22 protein-coding genes are annotated in these 24,239 nt (G+C 35.8%); 14 read left to right on the top strand and 8 right to left on the bottom strand.

What is annotated here, in order from left to right:
• Positions 1–42: 42 nt before the first annotated feature.
• Positions 43–900, bottom strand: a complete 858-nt coding sequence (locus tag LY60_RS08575) for a hypothetical protein (protein ID WP_145082449.1) — start codon at positions 898–900, stop codon at positions 43–45.
• A 163-nt stretch (positions 901–1,063) separates the two neighbouring features.
• On the opposite strand from LY60_RS08575, the gene LY60_RS08570 reads away from it, so the two are divergent.
• Positions 1,064–1,381, top strand: coding sequence for a hypothetical protein (locus LY60_RS08570; RefSeq protein WP_019227578.1), 318 nt, complete (start codon positions 1,064–1,066; stop codon positions 1,379–1,381).
• A 72-nt stretch (positions 1,382–1,453) separates the two neighbouring features.
• On the opposite strand, the gene LY60_RS08565 is transcribed toward LY60_RS08570, so the two are convergent.
• The 3 genes from LY60_RS08565 to LY60_RS08555 are packed head-to-tail and all read right to left on the bottom strand — an operon-like array spanning position 1,454 to position 5,997.
• A complete protein-coding gene (locus tag LY60_RS08565; RefSeq protein WP_145082447.1) occupies positions 1,454–3,859 on the bottom strand; it encodes a transglutaminase TgpA family protein in 2,406 nt (801 codons plus the stop codon).
• A 21-nt stretch (positions 3,860–3,880) separates the two neighbouring features.
• On the bottom strand, positions 3,881–5,026 hold the full coding sequence (locus LY60_RS08560; protein WP_145082445.1) for a DUF58 domain-containing protein: 1,146 nt from the start codon (positions 5,024–5,026) through the stop codon (positions 3,881–3,883).
• A complete protein-coding gene (locus LY60_RS08555; protein WP_246145402.1) occupies positions 5,023–5,997 on the bottom strand; it encodes an AAA family ATPase in 975 nt (324 codons plus the stop codon). The genes LY60_RS08560 and LY60_RS08555 overlap by 4 nt, the downstream gene beginning before the upstream one ends.
• Before the next feature lie 517 nt (positions 5,998–6,514).
• Between LY60_RS08555 and LY60_RS08550 the strand changes: the two genes are divergently transcribed.
• The 5 genes from LY60_RS08550 (at position 6,515) to tsaD (ending at position 13,004) form a co-directional block, all read left to right on the top strand.
• Positions 6,515–7,726: a DUF3798 domain-containing protein gene (locus LY60_RS08550; RefSeq protein ID WP_145082443.1), complete on the top strand. Its 1,212-nt coding sequence runs from the start codon at positions 6,515–6,517 to the stop codon at positions 7,724–7,726.
• Positions 7,727–7,831: 105 nt separating this feature from the next.
• Positions 7,832–9,430 carry a sugar ABC transporter ATP-binding protein gene (locus tag LY60_RS08545; RefSeq protein ID WP_145082441.1) on the top strand — a complete coding sequence of 533 codons (1,599 nt, stop codon included), beginning with the start codon at positions 7,832–7,834 and terminating at the stop codon, positions 9,428–9,430.
• Positions 9,430–10,497, top strand: coding sequence for an ABC transporter permease subunit (locus LY60_RS08540; protein ID WP_246145401.1), 1,068 nt, complete (start codon positions 9,430–9,432; stop codon positions 10,495–10,497). The genes LY60_RS08545 and LY60_RS08540 overlap by 1 nt, the downstream gene beginning before the upstream one ends.
• On the top strand, positions 10,497–11,798 hold the full coding sequence (locus tag LY60_RS08535) for an ABC transporter permease subunit (RefSeq protein WP_246145400.1): 1,302 nt from the start codon (positions 10,497–10,499) through the stop codon (positions 11,796–11,798). Before LY60_RS08540 ends, LY60_RS08535 begins: the two co-directional genes overlap by 1 nt.
• Positions 11,799–11,981: 183 nt before the next feature.
• Positions 11,982–13,004 carry a tRNA (adenosine(37)-N6)-threonylcarbamoyltransferase complex transferase subunit TsaD gene (gene tsaD / locus LY60_RS08530; RefSeq protein ID WP_145082439.1) on the top strand — a complete coding sequence of 341 codons (1,023 nt, stop codon included), beginning with the start codon at positions 11,982–11,984 and terminating at the stop codon, positions 13,002–13,004.
• 105 nt (positions 13,005–13,109) lie between these two features.
• On the opposite strand, the gene LY60_RS08525 is transcribed toward tsaD, so the two are convergent.
• Together LY60_RS08525 and LY60_RS08520 are read right to left on the bottom strand one after the other, a co-directional pair.
• Complete coding sequence (locus LY60_RS08525; protein WP_145082437.1) at positions 13,110–15,026, bottom strand: ABC-F family ATP-binding cassette domain-containing protein; 1,917 nt, start codon at positions 15,024–15,026, stop codon at positions 13,110–13,112.
• 82 nt (positions 15,027–15,108) lie between these two features.
• Positions 15,109–15,492 (bottom strand): helix-turn-helix domain-containing protein, encoded by a 384-nt coding sequence (locus tag LY60_RS08520; protein ID WP_145082435.1) that lies wholly within the window; start codon positions 15,490–15,492, stop codon positions 15,109–15,111.
• A 146-nt stretch (positions 15,493–15,638) separates the two neighbouring features.
• Here LY60_RS08520 and LY60_RS08515 point away from each other — a divergent pair, with 146 nt between their 5' ends.
• From LY60_RS08515 to glmM, 3 genes are all read left to right on the top strand, one after another.
• On the top strand, positions 15,639–16,163 hold the full coding sequence (locus LY60_RS08515) for a hypothetical protein (RefSeq protein WP_145082433.1): 525 nt from the start codon (positions 15,639–15,641) through the stop codon (positions 16,161–16,163).
• A gap of 115 nt (positions 16,164–16,278) precedes the next feature.
• Complete coding sequence (gene metA / locus LY60_RS08510; RefSeq protein WP_145082926.1) at positions 16,279–17,217, top strand: homoserine O-acetyltransferase MetA; 939 nt, start codon at positions 16,279–16,281, stop codon at positions 17,215–17,217.
• A 74-nt stretch (positions 17,218–17,291) separates the two neighbouring features.
• On the top strand, positions 17,292–18,641 hold the full coding sequence (glmM, locus tag LY60_RS08505; protein WP_145082431.1) for a phosphoglucosamine mutase: 1,350 nt from the start codon (positions 17,292–17,294) through the stop codon (positions 18,639–18,641).
• Between the two features lie 99 nt (positions 18,642–18,740).
• Here the strand turns inward: glmM and LY60_RS08500 are convergent, their stop codons facing one another.
• Positions 18,741–19,241, bottom strand: a complete 501-nt coding sequence (locus tag LY60_RS08500) for a 2'-5' RNA ligase family protein (protein WP_212633469.1) — start codon at positions 19,239–19,241, stop codon at positions 18,741–18,743.
• Positions 19,242–19,371: 130 nt separating this feature from the next.
• On the opposite strand from LY60_RS08500, the gene LY60_RS08495 reads away from it, so the two are divergent.
• The 5 genes from LY60_RS08495 to LY60_RS08475 all read left to right on the top strand — a co-directional run bounded on the left by LY60_RS08495 (position 19,372) and on the right by LY60_RS08475 (position 22,527).
• Positions 19,372–19,950, top strand: a complete 579-nt coding sequence (locus tag LY60_RS08495) for a TVP38/TMEM64 family protein (RefSeq protein ID WP_170226151.1) — start codon at positions 19,372–19,374, stop codon at positions 19,948–19,950.
• Between the two features lie 65 nt (positions 19,951–20,015).
• Positions 20,016–20,780: a MerR family transcriptional regulator gene (locus LY60_RS08490; RefSeq protein WP_145082425.1), complete on the top strand. Its 765-nt coding sequence runs from the start codon at positions 20,016–20,018 to the stop codon at positions 20,778–20,780.
• Positions 20,781–20,913: 133 nt separating this feature from the next.
• Complete coding sequence (locus LY60_RS08485; protein ID WP_145082423.1) at positions 20,914–21,477, top strand: hypothetical protein; 564 nt, start codon at positions 20,914–20,916, stop codon at positions 21,475–21,477.
• Positions 21,478–21,601: 124 nt separating this feature from the next.
• Positions 21,602–22,258 carry a flavodoxin family protein gene (locus LY60_RS08480; RefSeq protein ID WP_145082421.1) on the top strand — a complete coding sequence of 219 codons (657 nt, stop codon included), beginning with the start codon at positions 21,602–21,604 and terminating at the stop codon, positions 22,256–22,258.
• Entirely contained in the window at positions 22,258–22,527 is a 270-nt protein-coding gene (locus LY60_RS08475; protein WP_145082419.1) for a DUF2087 domain-containing protein, read from the top strand. Before LY60_RS08480 ends, LY60_RS08475 begins: the two co-directional genes overlap by 1 nt.
• A gap of 17 nt (positions 22,528–22,544) precedes the next feature.
• Here the strand turns inward: LY60_RS08475 and LY60_RS08470 are convergent, their stop codons facing one another.
• Positions 22,545–24,236, bottom strand: coding sequence for a BTAD domain-containing putative transcriptional regulator (locus tag LY60_RS08470; protein WP_145082417.1), 1,692 nt, complete (start codon positions 24,234–24,236; stop codon positions 22,545–22,547).
• Between the last annotated feature and the right edge of the window lie 3 nt (positions 24,237–24,239).

Below are 24,239 nucleotides of genomic sequence, written 5' to 3'. Positions count from 1 at the left end.
TAAATAGAATGGAGGACATTAATATCCTCCATTCTATTATTGTTATCTTCTTCTTTTATGTCTTATTTTTATAGGGGTGTGGTTTTCTCTTTGTGACTGGTCGTTTATTTCTTCATGTAGAGAAACATCATGATTATCTTGATGATCTTCGTATTGATTATCATTGTACTCATGCTCAGGCAACGGTTCTGCATCATAATCAGGGAGACTCGTTTCGTTAAAGATCACTGAGGGTGTTGTGTCTTTTTTAGGAGCATGCACATCTTGTCTGGATGTTCTTTGCTTCCTTTCTGTTTTAATTTCCGGACTTTTTTCTGCTTGTTTTTCAGGTACCTTTTCTTCTTGATTTGACATGTTGTTTATAATTGGCATAAAAGTTTCCATGAGGCTGTTTAGATCGAGATTGTTTAAGTCTAATCCGCCGTTTCCGCTGTTTTTTGTTCCTGACTGCTGATTTGCAAATGATGATAGAATGTCTCCCAGGTTGCCGTTTTTCAACATATTCATAGCCATTCCACCCATGACTTTTTCCATGTTGTTTGCTATTAGTGGCTGTGCCAGCTTGGCAACAGGAATATTTCCGCTTTTCATCAGTGCTGATAATTTTTCAGCCGGTGTACTAGCGTTTAAGGGTTCTAATGGTTTGAATGTCTGAGCTCTGTTTAAAAACGAATACATTCCTAAAAGTGTGCTTGTTTTTTCTGCAAGCGGCAGATATGTATTTACTTTTGATACTGTTTGGGGTGAGGCAAGAGGAGCAAATGTGCGCACCATTCCTATGACATTTTCAATTTTGTGCGGATCGGAAATCAGAGATGCTGCAACATTTTTTGTAGGCCCGGAAAGTTTTGAAACCATACCCGGAAGCTGGCTGTTTCCCATTATATATCTGGCAGCCAAAAAATAAAATAATATTTGAACAGGAATATTATCACCTTCTTATATCATATTTAATAATATAGTTTATTCTCCTGGTGTAATAGTGTTACAAGGATGTGGTAATTAAAATTGTAATTTATTGTGTGTTTCTGCATACTATGTATTATGAAATGGAGGTATATGAATGGCAAATATTTTTAAGAATTTTGACGATAAAAATGTCAATAAAATTACTGGAAGCAAAGAATTTAAAGAGGCAGCAAACGACAAAAATATAAATGATTTTGTAAACAACAAGCAGTTTAAGGAATTCAAAGAAAAATACAACGGGAAGACCGAAGAAGAAATAATAAAAGATGCTCAGAACATGAGCAAGCAGCTTAAGGAACAATACGGAGAGCAAGAATATAACAAGAAAATACAGGATCTCAAGAACTTTGAAATGTTCCTGAACCCTGAACAAAAAAAGAAACTTCGAACATTTCTTGAGAATTTAAAGTAATTCAACAAAAAACATTTTATAAAGGAGGATATCCTCCTTTTTGTTTTGCAGCCGGAATTATTATTGTGTAAATTAAAACAACACATAGATATACTTGCCTACGAACCGCTTAAATAACGAAACTGTTTTTTGAATTTCAGCACTTTGATTTTCAGCATAAACCAATAGATTTTCCAACTCATGTTCTGTAATCATATGCTGGCTGTACCTGGCTTTTAGCACAATATTATATATATTGTTTGGAATTTTGTAATCAGCAGTCTTATTAGCCCTTGCATATGCATGCAGCCTCACAATATAATCGTAGACTGCAATTGCAGCTTTGTTGCTATCATTTTGAGTAAACTTTTTCTTGCGCAAGGCATTTTGCATTTTTCTGCTGCTTAGAATTACTGCTATGAATAAGACAAACATTGCTAAAGTTGTCAATATACTAATTATATTATGTATATAATTGGCAGATGAACTTTGCACTTCACCAGAAATGGATTCATTGTTTTCATCATCAGGCAATTCATTTGTTTGAGGACGCTCATGTTTATAAAATTTATCATTAGTTATGTCATCTTCCAAGTGATTTATGGAAGAAGGACTTTGTGCCTCAGCAGCATCATGATTAATTATTCCCCTGTCAGCACTTGGTGTTGCCTCAACAGGGACCCAGCCAACTGCGCTGAGATATATTTCCACCCATGCATGTGAACGTGAATCGGGGATGCTTGCCCATTCATCATGGCCTTCAAAATCATCGGGGGATACAGCATAACCTTCAACATAACGGGCAGGAACTCCTGCAGATCTGAGCAATGCAGCTGTGGCAGAGGCAAAATGTACACAATAACCTTTGTGATTTTCGAAAAGGAAGTACTCCACAAAATCCCGCCCTTCTGGAGTCATGCCGGGTGAAAGTGTATATGAATTTTCGTTTTTTACATGAGTAATGACTGCATTTGCAAAAGCGTTAGGATTAGTATAGTTTTTAATGTTCAAATTATGTTCATGGAGGTATTGACTAAGCCTTTCATCCAGTGCTTCCGGGAGCTGAGTGTAGTGTGAATACACAAAATCTTTATATTCCATTGCTGCATGGATAAATGGCCGCTGCTCTTTGTTAAAGGCATTTATCATTGATTTTGACATTTTCCATGCGTCTATTTGCAGTGTGGTTGATTTCATGTTGTATTCACTTAAGCCAAACAACGCATTGCCGGATCTTAAAAAACCATCATGTATAAATTTTATGCCAGGTAACTCTTCAGGTCCTGACAACAGACCATAAGGAGCATAAACGCGCAGTGAATTTCTTTGCATATTTTGAACCGTCAAATCATATGTCTTTGCATTCCTTCCAAGAAGCTTGTTAAAGTGTGAAGAAAAATTTTGAACCCTCCACTGGCCTAATATTGTATCAAGTTTTTCGTATTCCTTCGCAGGTAAACAGTCCCAGCTATGGCCGGTATATATGCTGCCTACAAATCCCTTAAGATAGTCACCTTCAGGTCCAGAAGACTTTACACGCAAGACGGTCTTCCCTGTAAATGTTATGTTTCCAATCAGTTGAAGATTTACACGTCCAGTATATCCTAAGATGCTTTGTATGGGTATCTGAATAGGAGATGGAATTTTAGGAACGCTGAGAATGCTTATGCGAAGATCCTTCACAAAGTCTGAACGCTTATAGCTGTTCATTGGAAAGAGTACAGTTACAAAAATGAGACATGAAATTAAAATTGGAAGAAATATAAGTGATTGAGGAATTGCTGTATTTTTTCCGCCGCTGTAAAATATACCTTTCTTTTTATTGAATTTATTTTTAGAACGCAAAACTGAAGAGTTCAAAATCAAGAAGGCCCAAAAAATATATAATGCTCCTACTGCTGCATAATGGGGAGTGATGCCGAAAAACACTGATATACCTAAAAATGGTGCAGTAAGAATGAAACACAAAATTGTATTTTTTCTCAGAACAAGTATCCATGCCAAAAGAAGTGTAAAAAAGAATAAGGTAAGAACAGCAAACATGGTAATGGAAACTCTTATTTCGTTTGTGCCGGCTACAGATATTGGAAATGTGAAAAGACTGTATTGTGCTTTTTGAGCATATGCTGAAGCTACAGAATTATAGGTGATGAAATATCCCTGAGTCAAATTATTTATTACCACATATATTATGTTTCGTTTTATAAAAAAAATATAGGCAGAAACTGAAAGCAATAGAGCAAGCACAATATTGCGTTTGGGTTTGATTAAAAACATGAATGTAATGACAGCACAAAATACAACTGCATAGAATATAAAATCATTCTGCATGACAGGAATGGAAAATGTAGTGTAAAAACATCCATACACTCCGGAAACTCCCAGAATTAAAAATGAAAAATAAAAAATAAACTGCATAAATAAGGAGGTTTTTGATTCAAGGAGGGCTGGATTGTCAAGGTGAATTACATGTTTAGATTTTGTAATATTGCGTTTCATATAAATCTCCTCTACAAAGTATTAAATCACCAGGTTGCTCATGTTTTCTTTTATATTTTTCAGATCTAGGACTGTCAGGTCTGTACGAGTTCCTGGTACATCCGTAACAAGCAGGATGTTTATACGGCTTCCGGCTAGACGTTTATGAATAAGAGCAATGGAATTTGACGTGATTTCAGAGCATAGGTACAATACAACTGAATATGGCTTATAGTCGCAGACATTGTTGCAGTTTTTCAATATCCAAGACTGCTTTTGATATCTGCTTTTAGCCATTATGGCTTCAAAGGCCGATACAAGGTCATTATTCTGTGCGATTTCTGTGAGCACTGCACGTTCATGCACGCTGTCATACCACTGAATTTCATAAGTAATCTGATTTTTAATTAGAAAATTGGAGATGGAATAAACTGCATCCAAAAGTCCGCAAATTTTTTCGTCGCTGTTACCATTTAAATCAAAAAGCAACAGTACATCATTTGAAATGGGATCGCCGAAATCCTTTACCATTATTTGATCATATTTGTCGGAAAGCTTCCAGTGTATTCTTGCCAGACGGTCTCCGTCACGATACTCTCGGACATCCATGAATTCAGAAGGATCATTTCCTTTCACGGTTCGTGAAATTATGTTGTTTTTAATATCCTGCTGAATTTTCGAACTCATGGCCATAAGATGATAAACAGAAGGAAGAATTGAGACAAAATAGCTGGACTCGGTTTCTTTACGAAACGAGAATAACCCGAGAGCATCATAAATCTTAAGTTCTGAAATGCTGCATTTAATCATGCCGCAATATCTAGATGATATTACCTGTTCCACAGTATGTCCGGAATGTGTTGCAGTCATGAAAAACAATCTTGTTTCTTCCTGCTGCAGCAATTCGTTTTGTATGGTCAATTTTACCATGCACATGCATGTTAGAAATAAGTGCTTGTTATGTATTTTCAATTGTATTGGAAGGGACTCATTCTTTTGAATCGAGACCTTGTTTATTATTAGTTCAGCTGTTGCTCCGCCCATTGCGAGAACTGTAATAAGCAAGGAAACCAGCGGCAGCATTAAAAGAAATGCAAGAATCCAAAATGAAATATAATCTACCACAAATATATGAAAGAAAAAGGCAGCTAACAACAGCACCAAATATTCCAATCTTTTTGATATCATAGATAAGCTCTCTTTCGGGAGATGTCAGGCGGAAGTACTGTCTGCATAATTCTTGACAATATGCTGTGAACAGTTGCATTCCCTAGACTTACCTGAGTGTTAAGAATTATGCGATGCTCAAAAACATTAAAAAATACAAGCTGCACATCTGATGGTATTACATAATCCCTGCCTGCAAGCCACGCGGCAGATTTACTCATTCTTACAAGCGCAATAGAACCCCGGGGACTAACACCAAGGCGAATAAGCTGATGTTCCCTTGTAGCTGAAGCAAGGCGAGTGATATACGCATATATATCATCATCAATATGAACGTTTTCCACCTGCTCCTGCATTTGTAAAATTTCAGCTGTGCTCGTGGATTGTTCTAATGATTTCAGTAATTCTCTTGATTGTTTGTTTTTTAAAATTTTAATTTCATCCTGGAATTCCGGGTAGCCCATTGACAGCTTGACCATAAAGCGGTCCATTTGAGATTCAGGAAGCATTTGTGTGCCTGTTGACCCTATGGGATTCTGAGTAGCAATAACTGTAAAGGGGTTAGGGAGCTGGCGTGTGACTCCGTCAACTGTAACTGAGCATTCTTCCATTGCTTCTAAAAGGGCACTCTGTGCTTTTGAGCTGGCTCTGTTAATTTCATCAACAAGCAGAAGATTACACAATACTGCTCCAGATTGATACAACAGTCTTTCCTTGTCTTTACTGTAAACTGAAAAACCAACCACATCTGCCGGCATGATTTCCGGTGTAAATTGTATTCGTTTATAATCCAATCCCATGGTTTTGGAGAAAGCAAGAGCAAGTGTTGTCTTGCCAACACCAGGAGTATCTTCTAATAAAATGTGACCTTTGGCCAGTATTGACATAAGTACTTTTTCAATTACTTCATCTTTTCCTATTATTGTTTTATTAATTTCATTGATAATCATCAATGCTTTTGGCTGAACAGAAATATGCTCGTATTTCGACAAATAAACCGACCTTCCTTCTTATATCATTTTGACTATCACGCTTCAGATTTGCATAATGTATTTTTAGAAGCAGTTTTTAAATTTTGAGGATTAGTTAGTTGATGAAAACGTTGTTAATTTATAGTACCACTTTTTGATAAAATTCTAAAGTACATTTTTAATTTCATGTAGAAAATTTTAACTGCTGTCTGATTTTAAAAATATTAATGCAAAATTATGTAAGCTAAAATATTTATATAATAATTTACTTATAAATATAAATATGCTGCATGTTTAAGAGCACAAACTCAAAATAAGAAAAAAATGGCTAGAAAACGCTGTCCATAACATCGGAAAACGTATATAAAAAGTACAAATAACGACAACAATCGTTTTCATTAAAATTCATTTGTTATTTTTTACTTGAAAACCTGTAGTTTCTTCTTAATAACTATGGATTGACAATTAATATATATTCAATTATAATAAAGTGTATATACAATTAGTACATATTGTAAAAAAATTTGGAGGGAAAAGAATGAAAAAGTTTATAAGCATCTTTTTAGTACTTGCAATGGTATTCAGTCTGGGTGCATGCGCTCAAAAAACTGAAGCCCCTGCACAAACACCAGCAGAAACACCGGCAGCTGAAACACCAGCAGCAGAACCATCAGCTGAAGAACCATTTGCTGGTAAAATTGCAATAGTAACAAATACTCTTTCTCAAAATGAAGAAGAATATCGTTCAGCTCAACAAATGGTTGAAAAGTACGGCGATAAAAAGATAATGCACGTTTTGTGGCCAGATAATTTCATGACTGAGCAGGAACAAATGATTAGTACAATCACTAAGATTGGTTCTGATCCTGAAGTTAAAGCTTTGATAATCAACCAGGCAGTTCCAGGAACAAACGCTGCAGTTGATAAACTTCTGGAAACTCGTGATGACATGTTCATAGCATATTGCTCACCACAGGAAAACCCACCAGACGTTGTTGAAAGAGCTGACTTAATATTGCAGCCTGACGAACTTGGAATGGGATCAACTATTCCAGAACAGGCTCAAAAAATGGGAGCTAAAACTTTTGTTCACTACTCATTCCCAAGACATATGTCAGTTGTTCTTCTTTCAGCTAGAAGAGACTTGATGATTGAAACTTGCAAGAAGATAGGCCTTGAATTTGTTGATGCTACAGCTCCGGACCCAACAGGAGATTCAGGTGTTCCAGGTGCACAGCAGTTCATTCTTGAAGACGTTCCAAAAATGGTAGAAAAATATGGCAAGGATACAGCGTTCTTCTCAACAAACTGCGCAATGCAGACTCCACTTATTAAAGCTTGCTACGATGCAGGTGCAATATATCCTCAACCATGCTGTCCATCACCTTACCATGGATATCCATCAGCTCTTGGTATAGAATCAACAGGTTATTCAGCTGATGCTATGGCAAACGTTATAAGCGAAACTGCAAAGAAACTTAAAGACGCCGGTCTTCTTGGAAGATTCTCAACATGGCCTGTACCAGTTGCTATGATGAACACAGTTGCATCAACTGAATATGCAGTAAAATGGATCAACGGCGAAGTTGGCGATGAACTTGATACAAAGGTATTGGAAGAACTGATGACAGAATATGCTAACGGTATAAGTGTTAAAACAAATACTTATGTAGAAAATTCTGCAGAATATCCTACATTTAGATTGATAATGATGGATTTCTTAACTTACAGCGAAGAAGACATAATTTAACAGCTAAAACTTTATAGAATTGAATTATAACTAAGGAATGTTTCAGAATTTCTTATAATGAACTTCTGGCATTCCTTTTTACGCTAAATCATATTTCAGGAGGTAATGATGAGTGATAACCTTCTAAGCTTAAAACATGTTTCAAAAGAATACTCCGGAAACAAAGTGTTGAAGGATATTAACATTGAGCTAAAAAAAGGTGAAATACATGCTCTTATTGGAGAAAACGGAGCAGGAAAATCAACATTGATGAATATTCTCTTCGGAATGCCGGTAATACATACTACCGGAGGTTTTGAAGGAAAAATTGAGATAGACGGACAAGAGGCACATATTAAATCTCCACACGATGCCATGAAATACGGAATAGGCATGGTGCATCAGGAATTTATGCTTATACCGGGATTTACCATTACTGAAAACATTAAGCTCAACAGAGAAATAACAAGAAAAAATCCTGTGAGCGCAGTGCTCGGTAAAAGGCTTGAATCCCTGGATTTCAAGGCCATGAATGAAGATGCCAGAAAAGCTCTCGATACTCTGGATATGAACATTGATGAGTTTCTTCCTGTTGCAGGTCTTCCTGTAGGCCACATGCAGTTTATTGAAATAGCCCGTGAGATTGACAAGACAGGAATAAAAATTCTTGTATTTGATGAACCTACGGCAGTGCTTGCAGAAGCCGAAGCGAAAAATCTTCTGGACGCCATAAGAAAGCTGTCCCAGAAAGGAATAGGAATATTGTTCATAAGCCACAGGCTTGATGAAATTGTAGATGTTGCTGACAAGGTTACTGTTCTCAGAGATGGCGAGCATGTTGCCACAAAAGACATAAAGGATACAAATAAATTTGAAATAGCTCAGCTTATGGTTGGAAGAAAAATTTCAATCGACAGAAGTGAAAGCGTAAATAAGAAAGCTTCTGATGAAATTATTTTAAGTATTAAGGATTTAAATGTAGCAATGCCGGGTGAAAGGGTCAAGGGAATTAACCTAGAAGTAAAAAAAGGAGAAATAGTCGGCATTGGCGGTTTGGCAGGACAAGGAAAACTAGGACTTGCTAATGGATTGATGGGTATTTATCCATCAAGCGGAGACATTATATTTAATGGAAAAACTCTTAGTTTAAATGATCCAAAAGCTGCTATAAAATCAGGACTTGCTTTTGTTAGTGAAGACAGGAAGGGCATTGGTTTGCTGCTTGATGAATCTATAGAACTTAATATTGCATTTTCAGCAATGCAGATAAACAATGACTTTTTAAATAAATTGGGACCTTTCAGATTTAAAAATTCCGGCAAAATAAGATCACATGCAGACAAAATGATCAAGGACCTTGATATAAGATGTACATCGCCGCTTCAGAAAGTTGGAAGATTAAGCGGAGGCAACCAGCAAAAGGTATGCGTTGCAAGAGCTTTAAGTTTGAATCCAACACTTCTTCTGGTTTCCGAACCAACGAGAGGAATAGATATCGGAGCAAAAAAACTTGTTCTTGATTTATTGAAACAGTTGAACACAGAATATGGTATGACTATTGTTATGACTTCTTCTGAACTTGCAGAATTAAGAGCAATAAGCGACAGAATTGTAATTATTTGTGAAGGCAAGGTTGAAGGCGTGCTTTCTCCAGAAGCTCCGGATGCTGAATTCGGTCTGATGATGTCTGGAAGCAAAAGCCATGCAGAAGGGAGTGAGTCATAATGGTTGAAATGAAAGAAAAAGGTAGTTTCAGCTTTAAGGAAACAGTAAACAAAATAGGTCTGCCTACTCTGATAATCGGAGTGTTCTGGCTCATTCTTATAATTACCGGAGGATTCTTGGGAATATCGATGGCAACTCTCTTAAGTGACACTTTAAAGCGTGCAGGCATGAACGGAATTCTGGTTCTTGCAATGGTTCCTTCAATCCAGTCAGGGACAGGCCCAAACTTTGCACTTCCGGTGGGAATTGTATGCGGTTTGTTTTCACTTGTTTGTTCAATTGAATTTGGATTTACCGGAGTAATGTGGCTTGCGGTGTCAATGGCGTTTGCAATTCCATTGGCTGCTGTTGTAGGTTTTTTGTATGGAAAACTTCTTAATGCAGTTAAAGGTTCAGAAATGACAATTGCAACATATACTGGCTTTTCCATAGTTGCTGCAATGTGTCTTGCATGGCTTATGATTCCTTTTAAAAATCCGAAAATGGGATGGTTTATAGGAACAGGTCTGAGAGAAACAATACAGCTGGATGCAGTTGGAGGAGCTCAGATACTCAACAACTTCTGGAAATTCACAATCGGTGGAATCATCATACCTACAGGAATGCTTCTTGTATTTGGCGTTTGCTGCTTCATAGTGTGGCTATATTTCAGATCAAAATCAGGTATTGCAATATCAGCAGGCGGTATTAACCCAAGATTTGCCCAGGCGTCAGGTATTGAAATAGACAATAACAGAATAAAAGCCAATATGCTTTCCACAGTGCTTGGTGCCATAGGAATTATTGTTTATTCACAGGGCTACGGTTACGCACAGCTTTACAGTGCACCTTTAATGATGGCATTTTCTGCTGTTGCTGCTATACTAATAGGCGGAGCTACAGCTTCTAGGGCTAAAGTATCACATGTAATAATAGGCGTAATAATATTCCAGGGGCTTTTGACTACAGCACTTCCTGTAGCAAATCAATTGTTTGAAGGTACTGACTTGTCTGAAATACTTCGTATGATAATTCAGAACGGAATAATCCTTTATGCTTTGACACAAGTAAAAGGAGGCGGAAAATAATGAACAATGTATCTACAGGTGAAAGATTGAAAGTTAAAAAGGAGTCATCCTGGTTTGCTGACAATATTGTTACTTTAATATTTGTTGCCTTTACCATATTCGGGTTTATGGTTTCTGACGGCGTAACAATGAATTTTTTCCTTACAGAGTTGTCAAGCCGTTTCTTCAGAAATGCTTTTCTGGTTTTGTCCCTTATAATCCCTGTTGTCGCAGGTCTTGGACTTAACTTTGGTATAGTTGTTGGTGCAATGGCAGGGCAAATAGCCATTGCAATAATAAGATATTTTAATCTTGGCGGAATTTCAGGCCTAATGCTTACATTCCTCCTTGCATTCCCAATATCCGCTTTGTTTGGTTATTTCACAGGGGTTTTGTACAACAAGACAAGAGGACAGGAAATGATAGCCAGCTTGATTGTAGGTTACTTTGCCAATGGTATTTACCAGTTCTTGTTTTTGTTTGTTGTTGGCGTTATCATAAAGGTGCCTGCAACACATCCTATGATAAAGCCTGACGGTGTGGGAATAAGAATGACTGTGGACCTGGTTCCTGTTAAGGACGGGGGACTCAAGTATGCTCTTGACAGCATTATGGAAATACCGTTCATGTGGGCAGTACTCATAGTTGCAATAGCAGTGTTGCTTCTTCAGTTAATAAGACTGGCGAAAAATTCAAAGAATCCTGTTTTCTCAATAAACAAAAAAAGGATGACATACATTAACATTGCAAGCTGTCTGATAATTGCAGGAATATGTGCACAGGCTATATTAACAAACTCAAGCCTCATGATGGTAAGAAAGGTTCCTGTTGTCAACGCCCTCCTTATAATAGCACTTTGTGTATTCAATGAACTTATTTTAAGGACAAAGCTGGGACAAGACTTCAGAAGTGTTGGGCAAAACCAGCACATTGCAGAAGTGTCAGGCATCAATGTTGACAGAACGAGAATAATTGCAACCATTATGTCTACAGTTCTTGCAGCCTGGGGACAAATAATGTATTTGCAGAACATGGGAACTCTGAACACTTACAATGCACACACTCAAATAGGAATGTTTTCAGTTGCTTCATTACTGGTTGGAGGAGCTTCAACTCAAAAGGCAAATTTAAAACATGCCATAATAGGAACGGTGCTGTTTAATTCAATGTTTATCATGTCACCGGAAATCGGACAGTCTCTGTTTGGAAATGCTCTTCTTGGAGAATATTTCAGAACATTCATGGTTTACGGAGTAATAGGTCTTGCTCTTGGTCTTCACGTATGGAGATCCAACAAGAAGGGTAAAATAACTCTTGATTAAATAAGATAAGCTTATAATTAATGAAATTTACAGCAGATTTAGGGATTTGCATTGAAATGCAGGTCCCTTTTTGCTGCCTTGCTGAAGTTGCTGGTTTTTCGCTATAAGTAAACGCGGTTAAAAAAGTTGCGTTCAACAACTTGAAGTAGTATAATCAAAGCAATTGTACTGACGGAGGAAAAAATGAAAGAAAATGTATTGATACTTTCTATAGAGTCATCTTGCGACGAAACTGCTGCGGCTGTGGTTGAAAACGGCAGAAATGTTCTGTCGAACGTAATTTCAACACAAATTGAAATTCACAAGGAATTCGGCGGTGTCGTTCCTGAAGTTGCTTCAAGAAAGCATATTGAAAATATAAGCGATGTGGTTGAAGAAGCATTGAAGAATGCAAATGTAACAAGTGAACAAATAGATGCGGTTGCCGTTACATACGGTCCCGGTCTTGTAGGAGCTCTTCTTGTGGGAGTAAATTTTGCAAAGGGTCTTGCTTTTGCATGGCAAAAACCTCTCATAGGTGTAAATCATATTGAAGGACACATAAGCGCCAACTATATTGAAGACAAAAATCTTGAGCCTCCTTTCATATGTATGGTTGCATCAGGAGGACATTCACATCTTGTATATGTGAAAGATTACGGCAAATATGAAATATTGGGAGTTACACGAGACGATGCAGCAGGAGAAGCTTTCGATAAAATTGCCAGAGCCATAGGGCTTGGATATCCGGGAGGTCCGCTGGTTGACAAGACAGCAAAAATGGGAAACAAGGATGCCATAAAGTTTCCCAGGGTAATTATTGATGAGGAAACTCTTGATTTCAGTTTCAGCGGTTTAAAATCAGCAGTGTTGAATTACATTCACAACTCTGAACAAAAGAACGAAAAAGTAATCATTGAAGACGTAGCAGCAAGTTTCCAGGAAGCAGTTGTTGAAGTTCTTGCGATGAAAACCATGAAAGCTGCAAAGAAGAAAGACTGCAATACTGTGGCGTTAGCAGGAGGCGTGGCTTCAAATTCAAGACTCAGGGAAATTCTTCAAGAGCAGTGTCTAGCAGCAGGTTATAAATTTACAAAACCATCGCCTGTTTTATGCACAGATAATGCAGCCATGATAGGAGCAGCTGCATATTATAAATATTTAAATAAACAATTTGCAGATTCATCACTAAATGCTCTTCCTAATTTGGAGCTTGAGAGTAATTAACAGAAAATAATAAAAAAGTATCAACAGCTGTGGATAAAGCTGTTGATACAGTCTATTGCAGAAAAAGTTATTCACAACATATCAACAAAGGGTGGATAACTTTTTTTAATTGTCCTGAATTTCCGCCCATTGATTGTATAATTCTTCAAGTTCGATTTTTTGAATGTTTAATTTTTCGTTTAATTCTATAATTAAAAATTTGTCGTCATATGTCGAAGGTTGACATAATTTGTCTTCCAATACAGAAATTTCATTTTCATGCATTTCAATTTGTTCTTCGATTTTTTTGATTCCTTTTTCCCGCTGCTGTCGTCCACGAATGATTTCACGTTCTTTTTTCTTTTCAGCAATTATCTGGGTCTTTGTTTTTGAGGCTGAAACATCATCTTCATTTTCCTCAAGCTCTGCTTTTTTTTGAAGGTAGTAGTCGTAGTTGCCAAGGTACGGGGAAATTCCATCCTTTGACATGTCGTATATTTTGTTGGCAACCTTGTTTAAAAAGTATCTGTCATGAGAAACAACAAGAACAGTTCCTTCATAATTTAAAAGAGCATCTTCTAAAACTTCCTTTGAATCAATGTCCAGATGATTTGTAGGTTCATCCATTAGAAGGAAATTTGCATTTGAAGTCATGAGCTTTAAAAGTGAAAGCCTGCCTTTTTCACCTCCGCTTAAATCACCCACAATTTTATATAAATCATCGCCGTTAAACAAAAACTGAGCAAGCATCGTACGGATGTCATAGTAGTTGAGTGTTGGATTTTCATCCCATATTTCATCTATGACCGTGTTTTCACTGTCCAGGTTTGTTTGTTCCTGGTCATAGTATCCTGTTTGCACATAGTGGCCAAGGGTGAAATTTCCTTTGTAGTCAACAAGTTTTCCCGCAACTGTTTTTAAAAGAGTTGTTTTTCCTATGCCGTTAGGGCCTATTATGCCTACTTTTTCACCGCGGTAAATTTCCATGTTAAGATTATTAAACACTTCAAATTCATTGAAACTTATACCCATTTTTTCAACTTTTAAAACATCTCGGCCGCTTTTGATTTTAGGTGTAAACCTTAGCTTCACTTTTCTGCTGTCCTGAGATGGCTTATCCATTTTTTTGATTTTATCCAGTGCTTTTTGCCTGCTGAAAGCCTGCCTTATGTTTCTCTTGCTTCCATAGGCGTGAAGGCGGCGAATCATTTCTTCCTGTCTTTCAATTTCCTTTTCATATTCTTCATATTGCTTCATTTCAAGTTCAAGTTCGCTTTTTCTCTTTTTCATGAACTCAGTGTAATTTCCGTTGTATGCTTTTAAAAATTTATTTTCCATGAGGAAAACTCTTTCGACAGTATTGTCAAGGAAGTATCTGTCATGGGAAATTAAAATAACAGCGCCTTTAAAATCCTTGATGTATTTTTCAAGCCATGAAATCGCTTCAATGTCCAGATGGTTTGTAGGCTCATCCAAAAGAAGTATGTCTGCTTTTTCAAGAAGAAGCTTTGCAAGCATCACCCTGCTTTTTTGACCGCCACTCAATAAATTTATGGGTTTGTCAAATTCGCTGTCTGAAAAGCCAAGACCTCTTAAAACTCCCTTAATGTGGCTTTTGAAGCTATAACCGTCTTCATCCTCAAATTTTTCGCTTAAGCTTGCATATGTGTTCATAAGCTTTTCAAGAATGCCGGGATCGTCATTTTCTGTAAAGCTGCTTATTTTGTGGGAAAGTTCATGAAGTTCTTCTTCCATTTTTATGACATTATCATAAATGGTGAGCATTTCGTTCATTATGCTTTTTTCTGATTCTATGTTTGTATTTTGTTTCAAATAACCAAGTTTTTTTCCTTTTGCTCTGAATATTGAGCCTTGGTCAGGCTCCAGTCTTTCAGTCAATATATTAAACAAGGTAGTTTTTCCTGCTCCATTAAGTCCTATGAGCCCGACTTTTTCATTGTCGTCTACTGTAAATGAAATGTTTTCTATTATATTTTCAACCACATAGGCCTTGGAAACATCATTGCACGATAAAACTATCATTTTTTATTCCTTTCTGACATAAATAAAATAAAACTCATATGATTATATCAGTTTTATTTATTTTTATCAAATTGTTTTACTGTTATAAAGTCGTAAGCAATTTCATGTTTTCTAAGATTCCAACCAGATAATTCCTTAAAATCAATGTGAGAGTCTTGCTGACCATTTTGCCGTCATATACTATGTAATCAGACTTCTCAAGAAAATAAACTATGTTTTCTATCAACATGGAAAAGTCTTTTTCTGCCATGTTGTTTTCATTTTCCTTATGTGACAGACCCAACAGATAATCAGTAGAAACGCTGAAATAATCGGCAATTTTTATAATCAAGCCCAGGCTTGGTTTTCTTTTTCCGCTTTCATACAATGAAACTGATGATTCGGAAATATTAAGAATTTTGCTTAGTTCCTTAGAAGAAAGGTTGTTTTTAATGCGCAGATTTCGTATAACTTCACTTGTTTCCATGTTACCAGTCCTTTTATTGTGATTATTTAATTATAATGCAGCATATAACAAAAAACAACAAAAATTTACAATATGTAAATAAAATGTGCAAATATTGACAAATTGCAAATTATATATTATCATATAATGGAAATGGGGGGGATAAAATGTCACAATACAGCAAAGACGATAAATTTATTGTCGAAAAATATATTGAAATTTCAGAATTTGAAAAGCTTAAGCAGAGTAAATGTGATACGTGTTGTTCTGGTTTTCATTCGGATGACAGCTATTTTATGGCTGCAGTTGTTGCTTGCATTGAAGGTAATGTTCAGTTTTGTCCTGAGGAAAAAACCTGGAATGCATGGTTGGGAAACAAAGAAATTAATTTTAAGCCAGGTGCAGATGCCTACATATTTTTAAGCATTTATGATTTCGTTAAAAATAACAAGTCATTTTTCAGTTTTATAACAAAGTATTTTGATTTATGGCACAGCAAAAGGCATTCTGATTATACATATGATGAATATCACAAAAGAGAACTTAAGGGTAATTTTCATGAACTTACGACTCTAATAAACAATGACTTAGAACAAGCCTTTTTGCATAAGGATTATGAGGTTGCTAGTCAGTATTTCGAATTCAAAAAATATCTTTCAACGGGAATTGAAAAGAACTTAATATACAGTTAAAACCATATTTTTTATTGACAAAGAATTGTGTTTAGTATAAAGTAAATCTAATATTTATAAGTAAAATCCTCTTTTAAAGAGGTTTTTTTATATAATGACAGAAAGGAATGAAACTATGCCGGTTATAATACCATCAAATCTTCCTGCTTATAAAACAATGGAAGAAGAAAATATTTTCGTAATGAGCAAAGAAAGAGCTGAAACCCAGGATATAAGACCATTGGACGTTGCATTGGTAAATCTTATGCCAACTAAAATAGAAACTGAAACACAATTTGTAAGGCTGCTTTCAAATTCTCCCATACAAATTAATGTTGAATTCATTCATACAAGTTCTCATGATTCAAAAAACATTTCCGAAAGTCATATGAAAAGTTTTTATAAAAGTATTCATGAAGTAAAGGACAAAAAATATGATGCCATGATTGTCACTGGAGCACCTGTTGAACTCATGGAGTTTGAAGAAGTGGACTATTGGGAAGAAATTAAGGAAATATTTGATTTCTCAAACAAAAATGTCACTTCAACAATGTTCATATGTTGGGGAGCACAGGCTGCACTTCATCATTTTTACGGTTTAAACAAAACAACACTGGACAACAAGGTATTTGGTGTTTTTGAGCATGAGAAAATGCATGAAACATGCATGCTATTAAATGGATTTGACGACATATTCTATGTTCCTCATTCAAGACACACGGAAGTACCATCTTTAGACATAAAAAGCGTTGAAGAACTAATAGTCCTGGCTGAATCAAAAGATGCAGGAGTTCATATAGCCGTTACAGATGATTACAGCAGGATATTTGTCATGGGCCATTCAGAGTATGATCCTCTGACGCTGAAGAAAGAATATGACAGAGATGTTTCTCAGGGAAAGAATATCAATATTCCCATGAACTACTATCCAGGAGATGACCCTTCAAAGAATCCGTTTGTTAAGTGGAGAAGTCATGCAAATTTATTGTTTAAAAATTGGATTAATATTATATACCAGGAAACTCCTTATGACAAAAATGAAATAGGAATTCACAGAACAGATTGGTACCATTAAAATATTAATGGTATCTTTTTTTTTATCTATAAATATGATATTATGTATATGAAATAATTTTATTGGAGGAAATAATGGGCAAATTATTTGGAACTGACGGAGTCAGAGGAATTGCAAACAGCGATTTGTCATCTGAATTAGCATATAAACTGGGCCGCGTGGGCGGCTATTTTCTCACAAAAGGCAAAAAAAGACCGAAAATGGTTGTGGGAATGGACACAAGAATATCAGGAGACATGCTTGAAGGAGCATTGTCTGCAGGTCTTAACTCAGCAGGGATAGATGTGTTGTATCTGGGTGTCCTGCCAACACCGGCTGTGGCGTGCATGATTAAAATTCTTGAAGCAGACGGCGGAGTTATGATTACAGCTTCTCACAATCCTGTGGAATACAACGGTATTAAATTTTTCAATGAAAAAGGACTTAAACTAACTGATAGCATGGAAAATTCCATTGAAGAATACATACTCAACGATCTGGACATAGAGACTGTTCCTGTTGCAGGAGAAGTAGGAAGAAAAATAAGAATCGAAAATCCGGTCAGAAAATACATGGATTTCTTAAAGGATACCATAAATGTGGACTTCAAAGGTCTTAAGGTTGCCGTGGACTGCGGAAACGGAGCGGTTTACAAGGCAGCGCCGGAGCTTCTCAATGAACTTGGAGCACAGGTTTATGTAATTCACAATGACCCTAACGGTATAAACATAAATGTAAACTGCGGCTCCACAAAACCTGAGGAAATTCAAAAGCTTGTTCTTGAAACAGGAGCAGATATAGGACTTTCTTTTGACGGAGATGCCGACAGACTTATTGCTGCAGATGAAAACGGAAATATTGTAGACGGGGACCATGTTCTTGCCATATGCGGCATAAGCATGAAGGAAAAAGGAAACTTGAAGAGCAACACCGTTATAGGAACTGTAATGACAAACATGGGACTTGATATATGTCTTGGGGAAAAGGACATCAACATCATCAAAACAAACGTTGGTGACAGATATGTGCTTGAAGAAATGCTAAGCGGTAACCATTCAATTGGAGGAGAGCAGTCAGGTCACATAATTTTTTTAGACTACAATACAACAGGGGACGGATTACTTACTGCAATTCAGCTGTTAAGCGTTATGAAGGAAAAAAACACCAAACTTTCAAAGCTTGCCAATGTAATGAAGGTAATGCCCCAGGTTCTTGTGAATGCACGTGTTGCGGAAGATAAAAAGAAAGCATATATGGAAGATGAAACAATCAGAAACAAAATTGAAGATATAGAAAAACACTTTGACGGCAAAGGAAGAGTACTCATCAGACCATCAGGTACTGAACCTCTTGTAAGAGTAATGATAGAGGGAGAAAATCTTGAAGAGCTGAAAATGCATGCCAATGAACTGGCAGCACTCATAGAAGTTCAGTTGAACAACTAAAAATAATTAAGAGTTAAGAGTTAAGAGTTAAAAATTAAATGAAGAAATTGTGCTTTGGCACAATTTCAACCATAATTCTTAATTCTTCATTATTAATTCTTAACTTTCGAAGGGTATTTCCATGTATGGTATGTACATGAACTTTTCTTTTGGCTGACGGTATACAATAATTGAATTTAAAGTGTATTCAGGGTAGGGAGACAGACGTTTCTCTGCTTTTTTTCTTATTGTTTCCAGATCTACAGGACGTCTTGGCCTTTGCTTTACAACTGTTAGGTGAGGAGTATAGCCTCTTTTTTCTTTTTCAAGATTTAGTGCTTCATAAATTTTATCATAAAGAACAATAAGCTCGGGACTTTTTACTCCAACATAAAGTACACGGTCCCCAAACTGCTCAAGGTTATCAAGTCGTACCTTAAATCTTTTTGTGTTCTTGCAGACTTCAACAACTTTTTCTATAAATGAATCATCATCGGGCAGTGCTGGAGGAGGAACAAGAGTAATGTGAGGCTCTGTTGTGAGAAATCTTGCTTCTGCCCTGAGCATTTCAATTTTATTTTTGTAACTATATGGAACAGGAATTCCTATGAAATATTTCATATAACCAATCCTTTCTGAAATAATAAGCATATGCTTTGTAAGCTGTTAAATATATAATATTATTATATTTTATATACTAAATTAATCAAGTGTTATATAATAAAAAATGAAATTACCTCATGAGGTTATTATGGACTACGCTAATTATACTGATGTTTTTTTAAATTTTGTTGAAAAGATAGGCCCGATTGCAGGAATTATTCTTCCTGTCATTGAGGCATTTTTACCAGTGCTTCCTCTTGTTGGTTTTGTAATCATAAATGTTGCTGTATTTGGGTTTTTCATGGGATATCTTTATTCATGGATCGGGAATTGCCTGGGCTCTTTTTTATTGTTCATGCTCATAAGAAAAATCGGCGGCAAGAAAATAGAAAACAAAATAGAAAAGAGCAAGTACAAGGGAACATTGGAAAAAATAAGAAGAAAGAATCTCACAGTCTTGTTCTTTCTGTATTGTTTTCCCTTTACTCCGTCATTTTTAATAAGCGGTACAGCTGCTCTAACAAACATGAACACACAGCAGTTTATCCTGGCTTTGTTGCCTTCAAAATTCGTTATGATTTTGTCTCTTGCATTCATAGGGCAAAATGTGAGCTCATATTTTGAAAATCCTGCAAAATCCTTGTTTTTCATAGTCTTTATACTTGCTGTAAACTTTATAAGCAAGTACTTTATAAAAAAGTATGAGGAATATCACCGGAAAGTATAAAAAATAAAAAAACTGTTGACATTGACGCTGCGTAAATGTGTACAATTAATTCAAGAGGTGAGCATATGGAATATACAGTTAAAAAACTTGCAGTCATGGCAAATGTCAGCACAAGGACGCTAAGGTATTATGATGAAATTGGAATTCTTAAGCCGGCAAGAATCAACTCTTCAGGATACAGGCTTTATGGTGAGCATGAAGTTGACAGACTGCAGCAAATATTGTTTTACAGAGAACTTGGGGTGAACCTTGAACAAATTAAGGAAATAATAACATCCCGTGAATTCGATGAAAAAAAGGCACTTGAAGAACATCGACAGTTGCTCATTTCTAAAAGAACACAGTTGGACATTTTAATCCATAATGTGGAAAAAACAATTTTGAGCAAGGAAGGTAAATATAATATGAGCAATACTGAAAAGTTTGAAGGATTTAAGGATGAGCTTATTACAAACAATGAAAAGAAGTTCGGAAAAGAAGCAAGAAAAAAATATGGCGAAAAGGCAGTGGACAAATCAAATAAAATATTGAAAAATATGACAGAAGAACAGTTCAAGGAAATTGAAGACCTTGGAAATGAAGTTTTAATAACATTGGAAAAGGCCTTTAAGGAAGGAAAACCCTACAGTGAAACAGCTCAAAAGGCTGCGGAGCTTCACGGAAAATGGCTGTCATTTTTCTGGGGGCAGTACAACAAGGAAGCACATGTCAATATAACACAGATGTATATTGATGATGAAAGGTTCAAAGCATATTATGACAGCAAAAACCCTGGAACTGCAGAATTCTTAAGAGAAGCTGTGCTGATTTACACAGGAATGAAAAAATAAGAGAAGCAGCTTAATGCTGCTTTTCTTTTTTATCACTATTAATAAATGTAAATTTAATGAAGTTTTAATAAATAATTTAGTCATAATTAAGATGTATGTATGATAATATGGTTATTAACATACGGAGGCAATTATGAAATCCATGCACTTATATATAGTTTTAACAAGGACAAGCACTGTTTTATCAAGGATGATCGGATTTGTTACAAATGATGAATTCACGCACGCTGCCATATCATTGGATGAAGACCTCAACCAAATGTACAGTTTTGGAAGAAAAAAAGTATACAATCCATTTGTGGGCAGCTTCATTAAAGAAAATATCGATGAGGGAATATACGGAATGTGCAGAAATCTGCAGGGAGTTATTATAGAAGTTGATGTTTCAAGACAGCAATACAACAAAGCAGTGGAGCTTCTTGATGAATTTATAATGAACAGCAGCATTTATAAGTACAATTACATGGGGCTGATTGACGGCTTATTAAACAATGAAGCATGTTACAGTGACAGATTCTTATGTTCTGAATTTGTTTATTACATTTTAAACAACTGCGGTGTTGCAGATTTAAACATGCCAAGAAACCTGGTGAGACCTCAGAGCCTGCTAGATATTGACGGCAGAGTTATATTCAGAGGTAATTTAAGAAATATGAAGCATGTTAATGGATTAACCCCGTCTTATGCAAGAATTTAAAAAATCCGACTGACAAGTCGGATTTTTTATTTTTTGGAAAATAATTGCATTGACAAATGTGTGCTGAGATATTAATATATGTTTAGTAATTTAGTAAATTAGTAAATATATATGAGGTGGAATTATGAAAGTAACAGTTATAAATGGAAGTCCGAGGGGTTCAAATGGAAATACAAATGTAATTATTGAAAAGTTCTTAAAGGGAGCCGTTGATGCAGGAGCAAAAACCGTCAACATTCAACTATCAGAAAAAAATATTAATCATTGCATGGGATGCCACATATGCTGGACAAAGGGACCTGCACAATGCGTTATTAAAGATGATATGTTAGAGATTATGATGCATATGGGTGATGCAGACGTAATTGTCTTTGCTTCTCCTGTTCAATTTGGAAATATTTCCGGAATGCTTAAGGTTTTTATGGACAGGATGACAATGATAGGAGGACCTGGTGAGCAGCAAAAGCCAGCTGTTCCTGCTGATAATTCAAGCCAGGTAAAAATCCCTAAGCTCATGATGATATCGAGCTGCGGTTTAGATGATGCTAAGGAATTTGACGTTACATCTCTTTGGATTAACAGGGTTGCAGAAAAAGTTCACATGGAATTATCAGGAGAAATATATTTCACGAAGAGCAGATGCTTAAATGAAAATTCGGATTTATTCAAGGATGAAAAACAAGAATATTTTAAACTTCTTGAAAAAACAGGGTATGAAATGGCAGCACATATGAAACTGTCAACTGAAGTTAAGGATTTATTGGAGAGGAGAGGTTTTTAATGCAAAAAAGCACAAATATATTGCAATTTTTAAATGATGAAGGAAAAATAAAAGTACTGCCTTCACCAAACAGGACAAAAATTCCTGTGTTAACATATCTTGCAGGAAAATTTGAAAAAGGAAAGAAATATTCAGAGAAAGAAGTAAACCACATAATAAATGAAAATCACACATTCAATGATTATTTCATTTTAAGAAGACTTCTTGTTGATTATAATTTGTTGATTCGCACTCCTGACGGAGGAAAATACTGGGTCAACGAAAAATAATCCGCCTTTAAGGCGGATTATTTTTCTTCAAGTATTTTTTTTATTTTTTCGGTCAAGTCAATTGATTTTGGATTGTTAAGTTTGTTTGCATATTCTTCAGCATTTTTAATGTGAAGCTGAGCTAAATTTAAATTTTCATTTTTTATTTCAATGAGAGCTGCATAGCATTCGGCAAAATCCCTGCCCCAGATGGAATTGAAGCGTTCAAAATATTCCAATGACGTGTTTATATGTTTTTTTGCTTCATCATATTTCCCCATGTGGTACAATGCCTGGCCTGCATTGGAATAAAATATTTCAAGCCCCTTCAATACAGAATTTTCATTGCATATGTTAATTGCCTTCATGAAAAAATCAAATGCTTCCTTGAAATTTCCAAGATCCTTGTTCATCTGACCCAGGTAGTTGTAGCAGGCGGAAATATTTACGCTGTATTTTTTATTAAACATATAAAGACTTGAAAAAATGTTGATGGATTCAGTAAGGTTGCTTGCTGCTTCCTTGTAGTTTTCAGTCTTAATGAAATAAAGACCCTTCAGCCTTAACATTATTCCTCTTTCCTCAATGATATCTCTTTTTTCAAGAAGGTTCATGCTCCTGCCAATGTATTCCTTCATTATTTCACTGTTGTCTACCTGAATGCCGTAGTAAATCATCTGCTTGTAATTGTTCAAAAGATAAATGAAGTTGTCTAGTTTTTCTGCAAGCTTTATGCTTATGTTGATTTTTTCTATACCCTTGTTATAGTTTCCTTTGGAAATATAATATCTTCCTGCCAGGTACGATTCTTCCATTTTGATTTTTATGTATTCTGTGTCAAGGTTATCTATGTTTTTCAAATCCTTTTCTATGTTCGAAAGTTCTTTCTCAACATCAGTTACTGAAAAATCGTCTCTATTTGAAAACTCAGTAGCAAGTACAGGATATGTTTCGTGGTACATGGTGTAGTAACCGGTTAAATTTTCAACCTTAATTTTCAGTTCATCGAAGTTGTTTTTTTGCTGATCCTGATTAAATGTGTTTTTAAGCTCCAGTATTTCTTTGTACATTTTCTTTGTTTTTTGTTCCGGCTCTACTCCCAGGTCATGCTTCAAAACAGAACACATGTCATAATAAAGTTTAACTGATGTGTTGTAATCTTCAGAAAGAGCAAAAATTTTCATGAGATATCTCAGTGTTTTTTCATTGTAAGGATCATTTTGAATCAATATGTCTGAATATTTCTGTATGTTAACATAGTCACCGATGGACACAAGCTCATTGACTTTTTCAAATACGGATTTAATGTATATGTCTTTATAGAAATTTCTTTTTTCAATCATCCAGTTTTCAAAGTCAAAGCAGTTTTTTACTGAGAAGTTCAGTAGAAAATCTCCGGTGTACAAATTTCTGGCATTTGAAACGTCAAGATTGTCTGTGTCAATTTCAATATTAACATTGTCAGAAAATTCAATGTATGTTTTTGATGGTGAAAAGATTGTATCGCATGTGCTCAATTTAATTTTATAAATTGCATCCCTTAAATTCTTGCGCCCGGTTGCTTCGTCAGTGTCAGCCCAGAATATGTTCATTGCTTCTTCTCTTCTCACATGCTTGTTTAAACAGACATAATAAAACAAGGCTTCTGCCTTTTTGTAAGGAAAAGTCACCTTATTTTGGTTGTACATAACTGTGGGGTTACCAAGCATTTTTACTGAAATAATATCCATAGT

The organism is Sedimentibacter saalensis (assembly GCF_007830175.1).
Lineage (GTDB): Bacteria > Bacillota > Clostridia > Tissierellales > Sedimentibacteraceae > Sedimentibacter > Sedimentibacter saalensis.
The sequence above is the reverse complement of the archived record's forward strand: the minus strand, read 5'-3'. Positions and strand labels throughout refer to the sequence as shown.

Excerpts from the sequence above, each read along its gene's own strand:
- LY60_RS08570 (WP_019227578.1), top strand. The coding sequence starts at position 1,064 with ATGGCAAATATTTTTAAGAATTTTGACGATAAAAATGTCAATAAAATT.
- LY60_RS08565 (WP_145082447.1), bottom strand. The coding sequence starts at position 3,859 with ATGAAACGCAATATTACAAAATCTAAACATGTAATTCACCTTGACAAT.
- LY60_RS08560 (WP_145082445.1), bottom strand. The coding sequence starts at position 5,026 with ATGATATCAAAAAGATTGGAATATTTGGTGCTGTTGTTAGCTGCCTTT.
- LY60_RS08550 (WP_145082443.1), top strand. The coding sequence starts at position 6,515 with ATGAAAAAGTTTATAAGCATCTTTTTAGTACTTGCAATGGTATTCAGT.
- LY60_RS08545 (WP_145082441.1), top strand. The coding sequence starts at position 7,832 with ATGATGAGTGATAACCTTCTAAGCTTAAAACATGTTTCAAAAGAATAC.
- LY60_RS08540 (WP_246145401.1), top strand. The coding sequence starts at position 9,430 with ATGGTTGAAATGAAAGAAAAAGGTAGTTTCAGCTTTAAGGAAACAGTA.
- LY60_RS08535 (WP_246145400.1), top strand. The coding sequence starts at position 10,497 with ATGAACAATGTATCTACAGGTGAAAGATTGAAAGTTAAAAAGGAGTCA.
- tsaD (WP_145082439.1), top strand. The coding sequence starts at position 11,982 with ATGAAAGAAAATGTATTGATACTTTCTATAGAGTCATCTTGCGACGAA.
- LY60_RS08525 (WP_145082437.1), bottom strand. The coding sequence starts at position 15,026 with ATGATAGTTTTATCGTGCAATGATGTTTCCAAGGCCTATGTGGTTGAA.
- LY60_RS08520 (WP_145082435.1), bottom strand. The coding sequence starts at position 15,492 with ATGGAAACAAGTGAAGTTATACGAAATCTGCGCATTAAAAACAACCTT.
- LY60_RS08515 (WP_145082433.1), top strand. The coding sequence starts at position 15,639 with ATGTCACAATACAGCAAAGACGATAAATTTATTGTCGAAAAATATATT.
- metA (WP_145082926.1), top strand. The coding sequence starts at position 16,279 with ATGCCGGTTATAATACCATCAAATCTTCCTGCTTATAAAACAATGGAA.
- glmM (WP_145082431.1), top strand. The coding sequence starts at position 17,292 with ATGGGCAAATTATTTGGAACTGACGGAGTCAGAGGAATTGCAAACAGC.
- LY60_RS08500 (WP_212633469.1), bottom strand. The coding sequence starts at position 19,241 with ATGAAATATTTCATAGGAATTCCTGTTCCATATAGTTACAAAAATAAA.
- LY60_RS08495 (WP_170226151.1), top strand. The coding sequence starts at position 19,372 with ATGGACTACGCTAATTATACTGATGTTTTTTTAAATTTTGTTGAAAAG.
- LY60_RS08490 (WP_145082425.1), top strand. The coding sequence starts at position 20,016 with ATGGAATATACAGTTAAAAAACTTGCAGTCATGGCAAATGTCAGCACA.
- LY60_RS08485 (WP_145082423.1), top strand. The coding sequence starts at position 20,914 with ATGAAATCCATGCACTTATATATAGTTTTAACAAGGACAAGCACTGTT.
- LY60_RS08480 (WP_145082421.1), top strand. The coding sequence starts at position 21,602 with ATGAAAGTAACAGTTATAAATGGAAGTCCGAGGGGTTCAAATGGAAAT.
- LY60_RS08475 (WP_145082419.1), top strand. The coding sequence starts at position 22,258 with ATGCAAAAAAGCACAAATATATTGCAATTTTTAAATGATGAAGGAAAA.
- LY60_RS08470 (WP_145082417.1), bottom strand. The coding sequence starts at position 24,236 with ATGGATATTATTTCAGTAAAAATGCTTGGTAACCCCACAGTTATGTAC.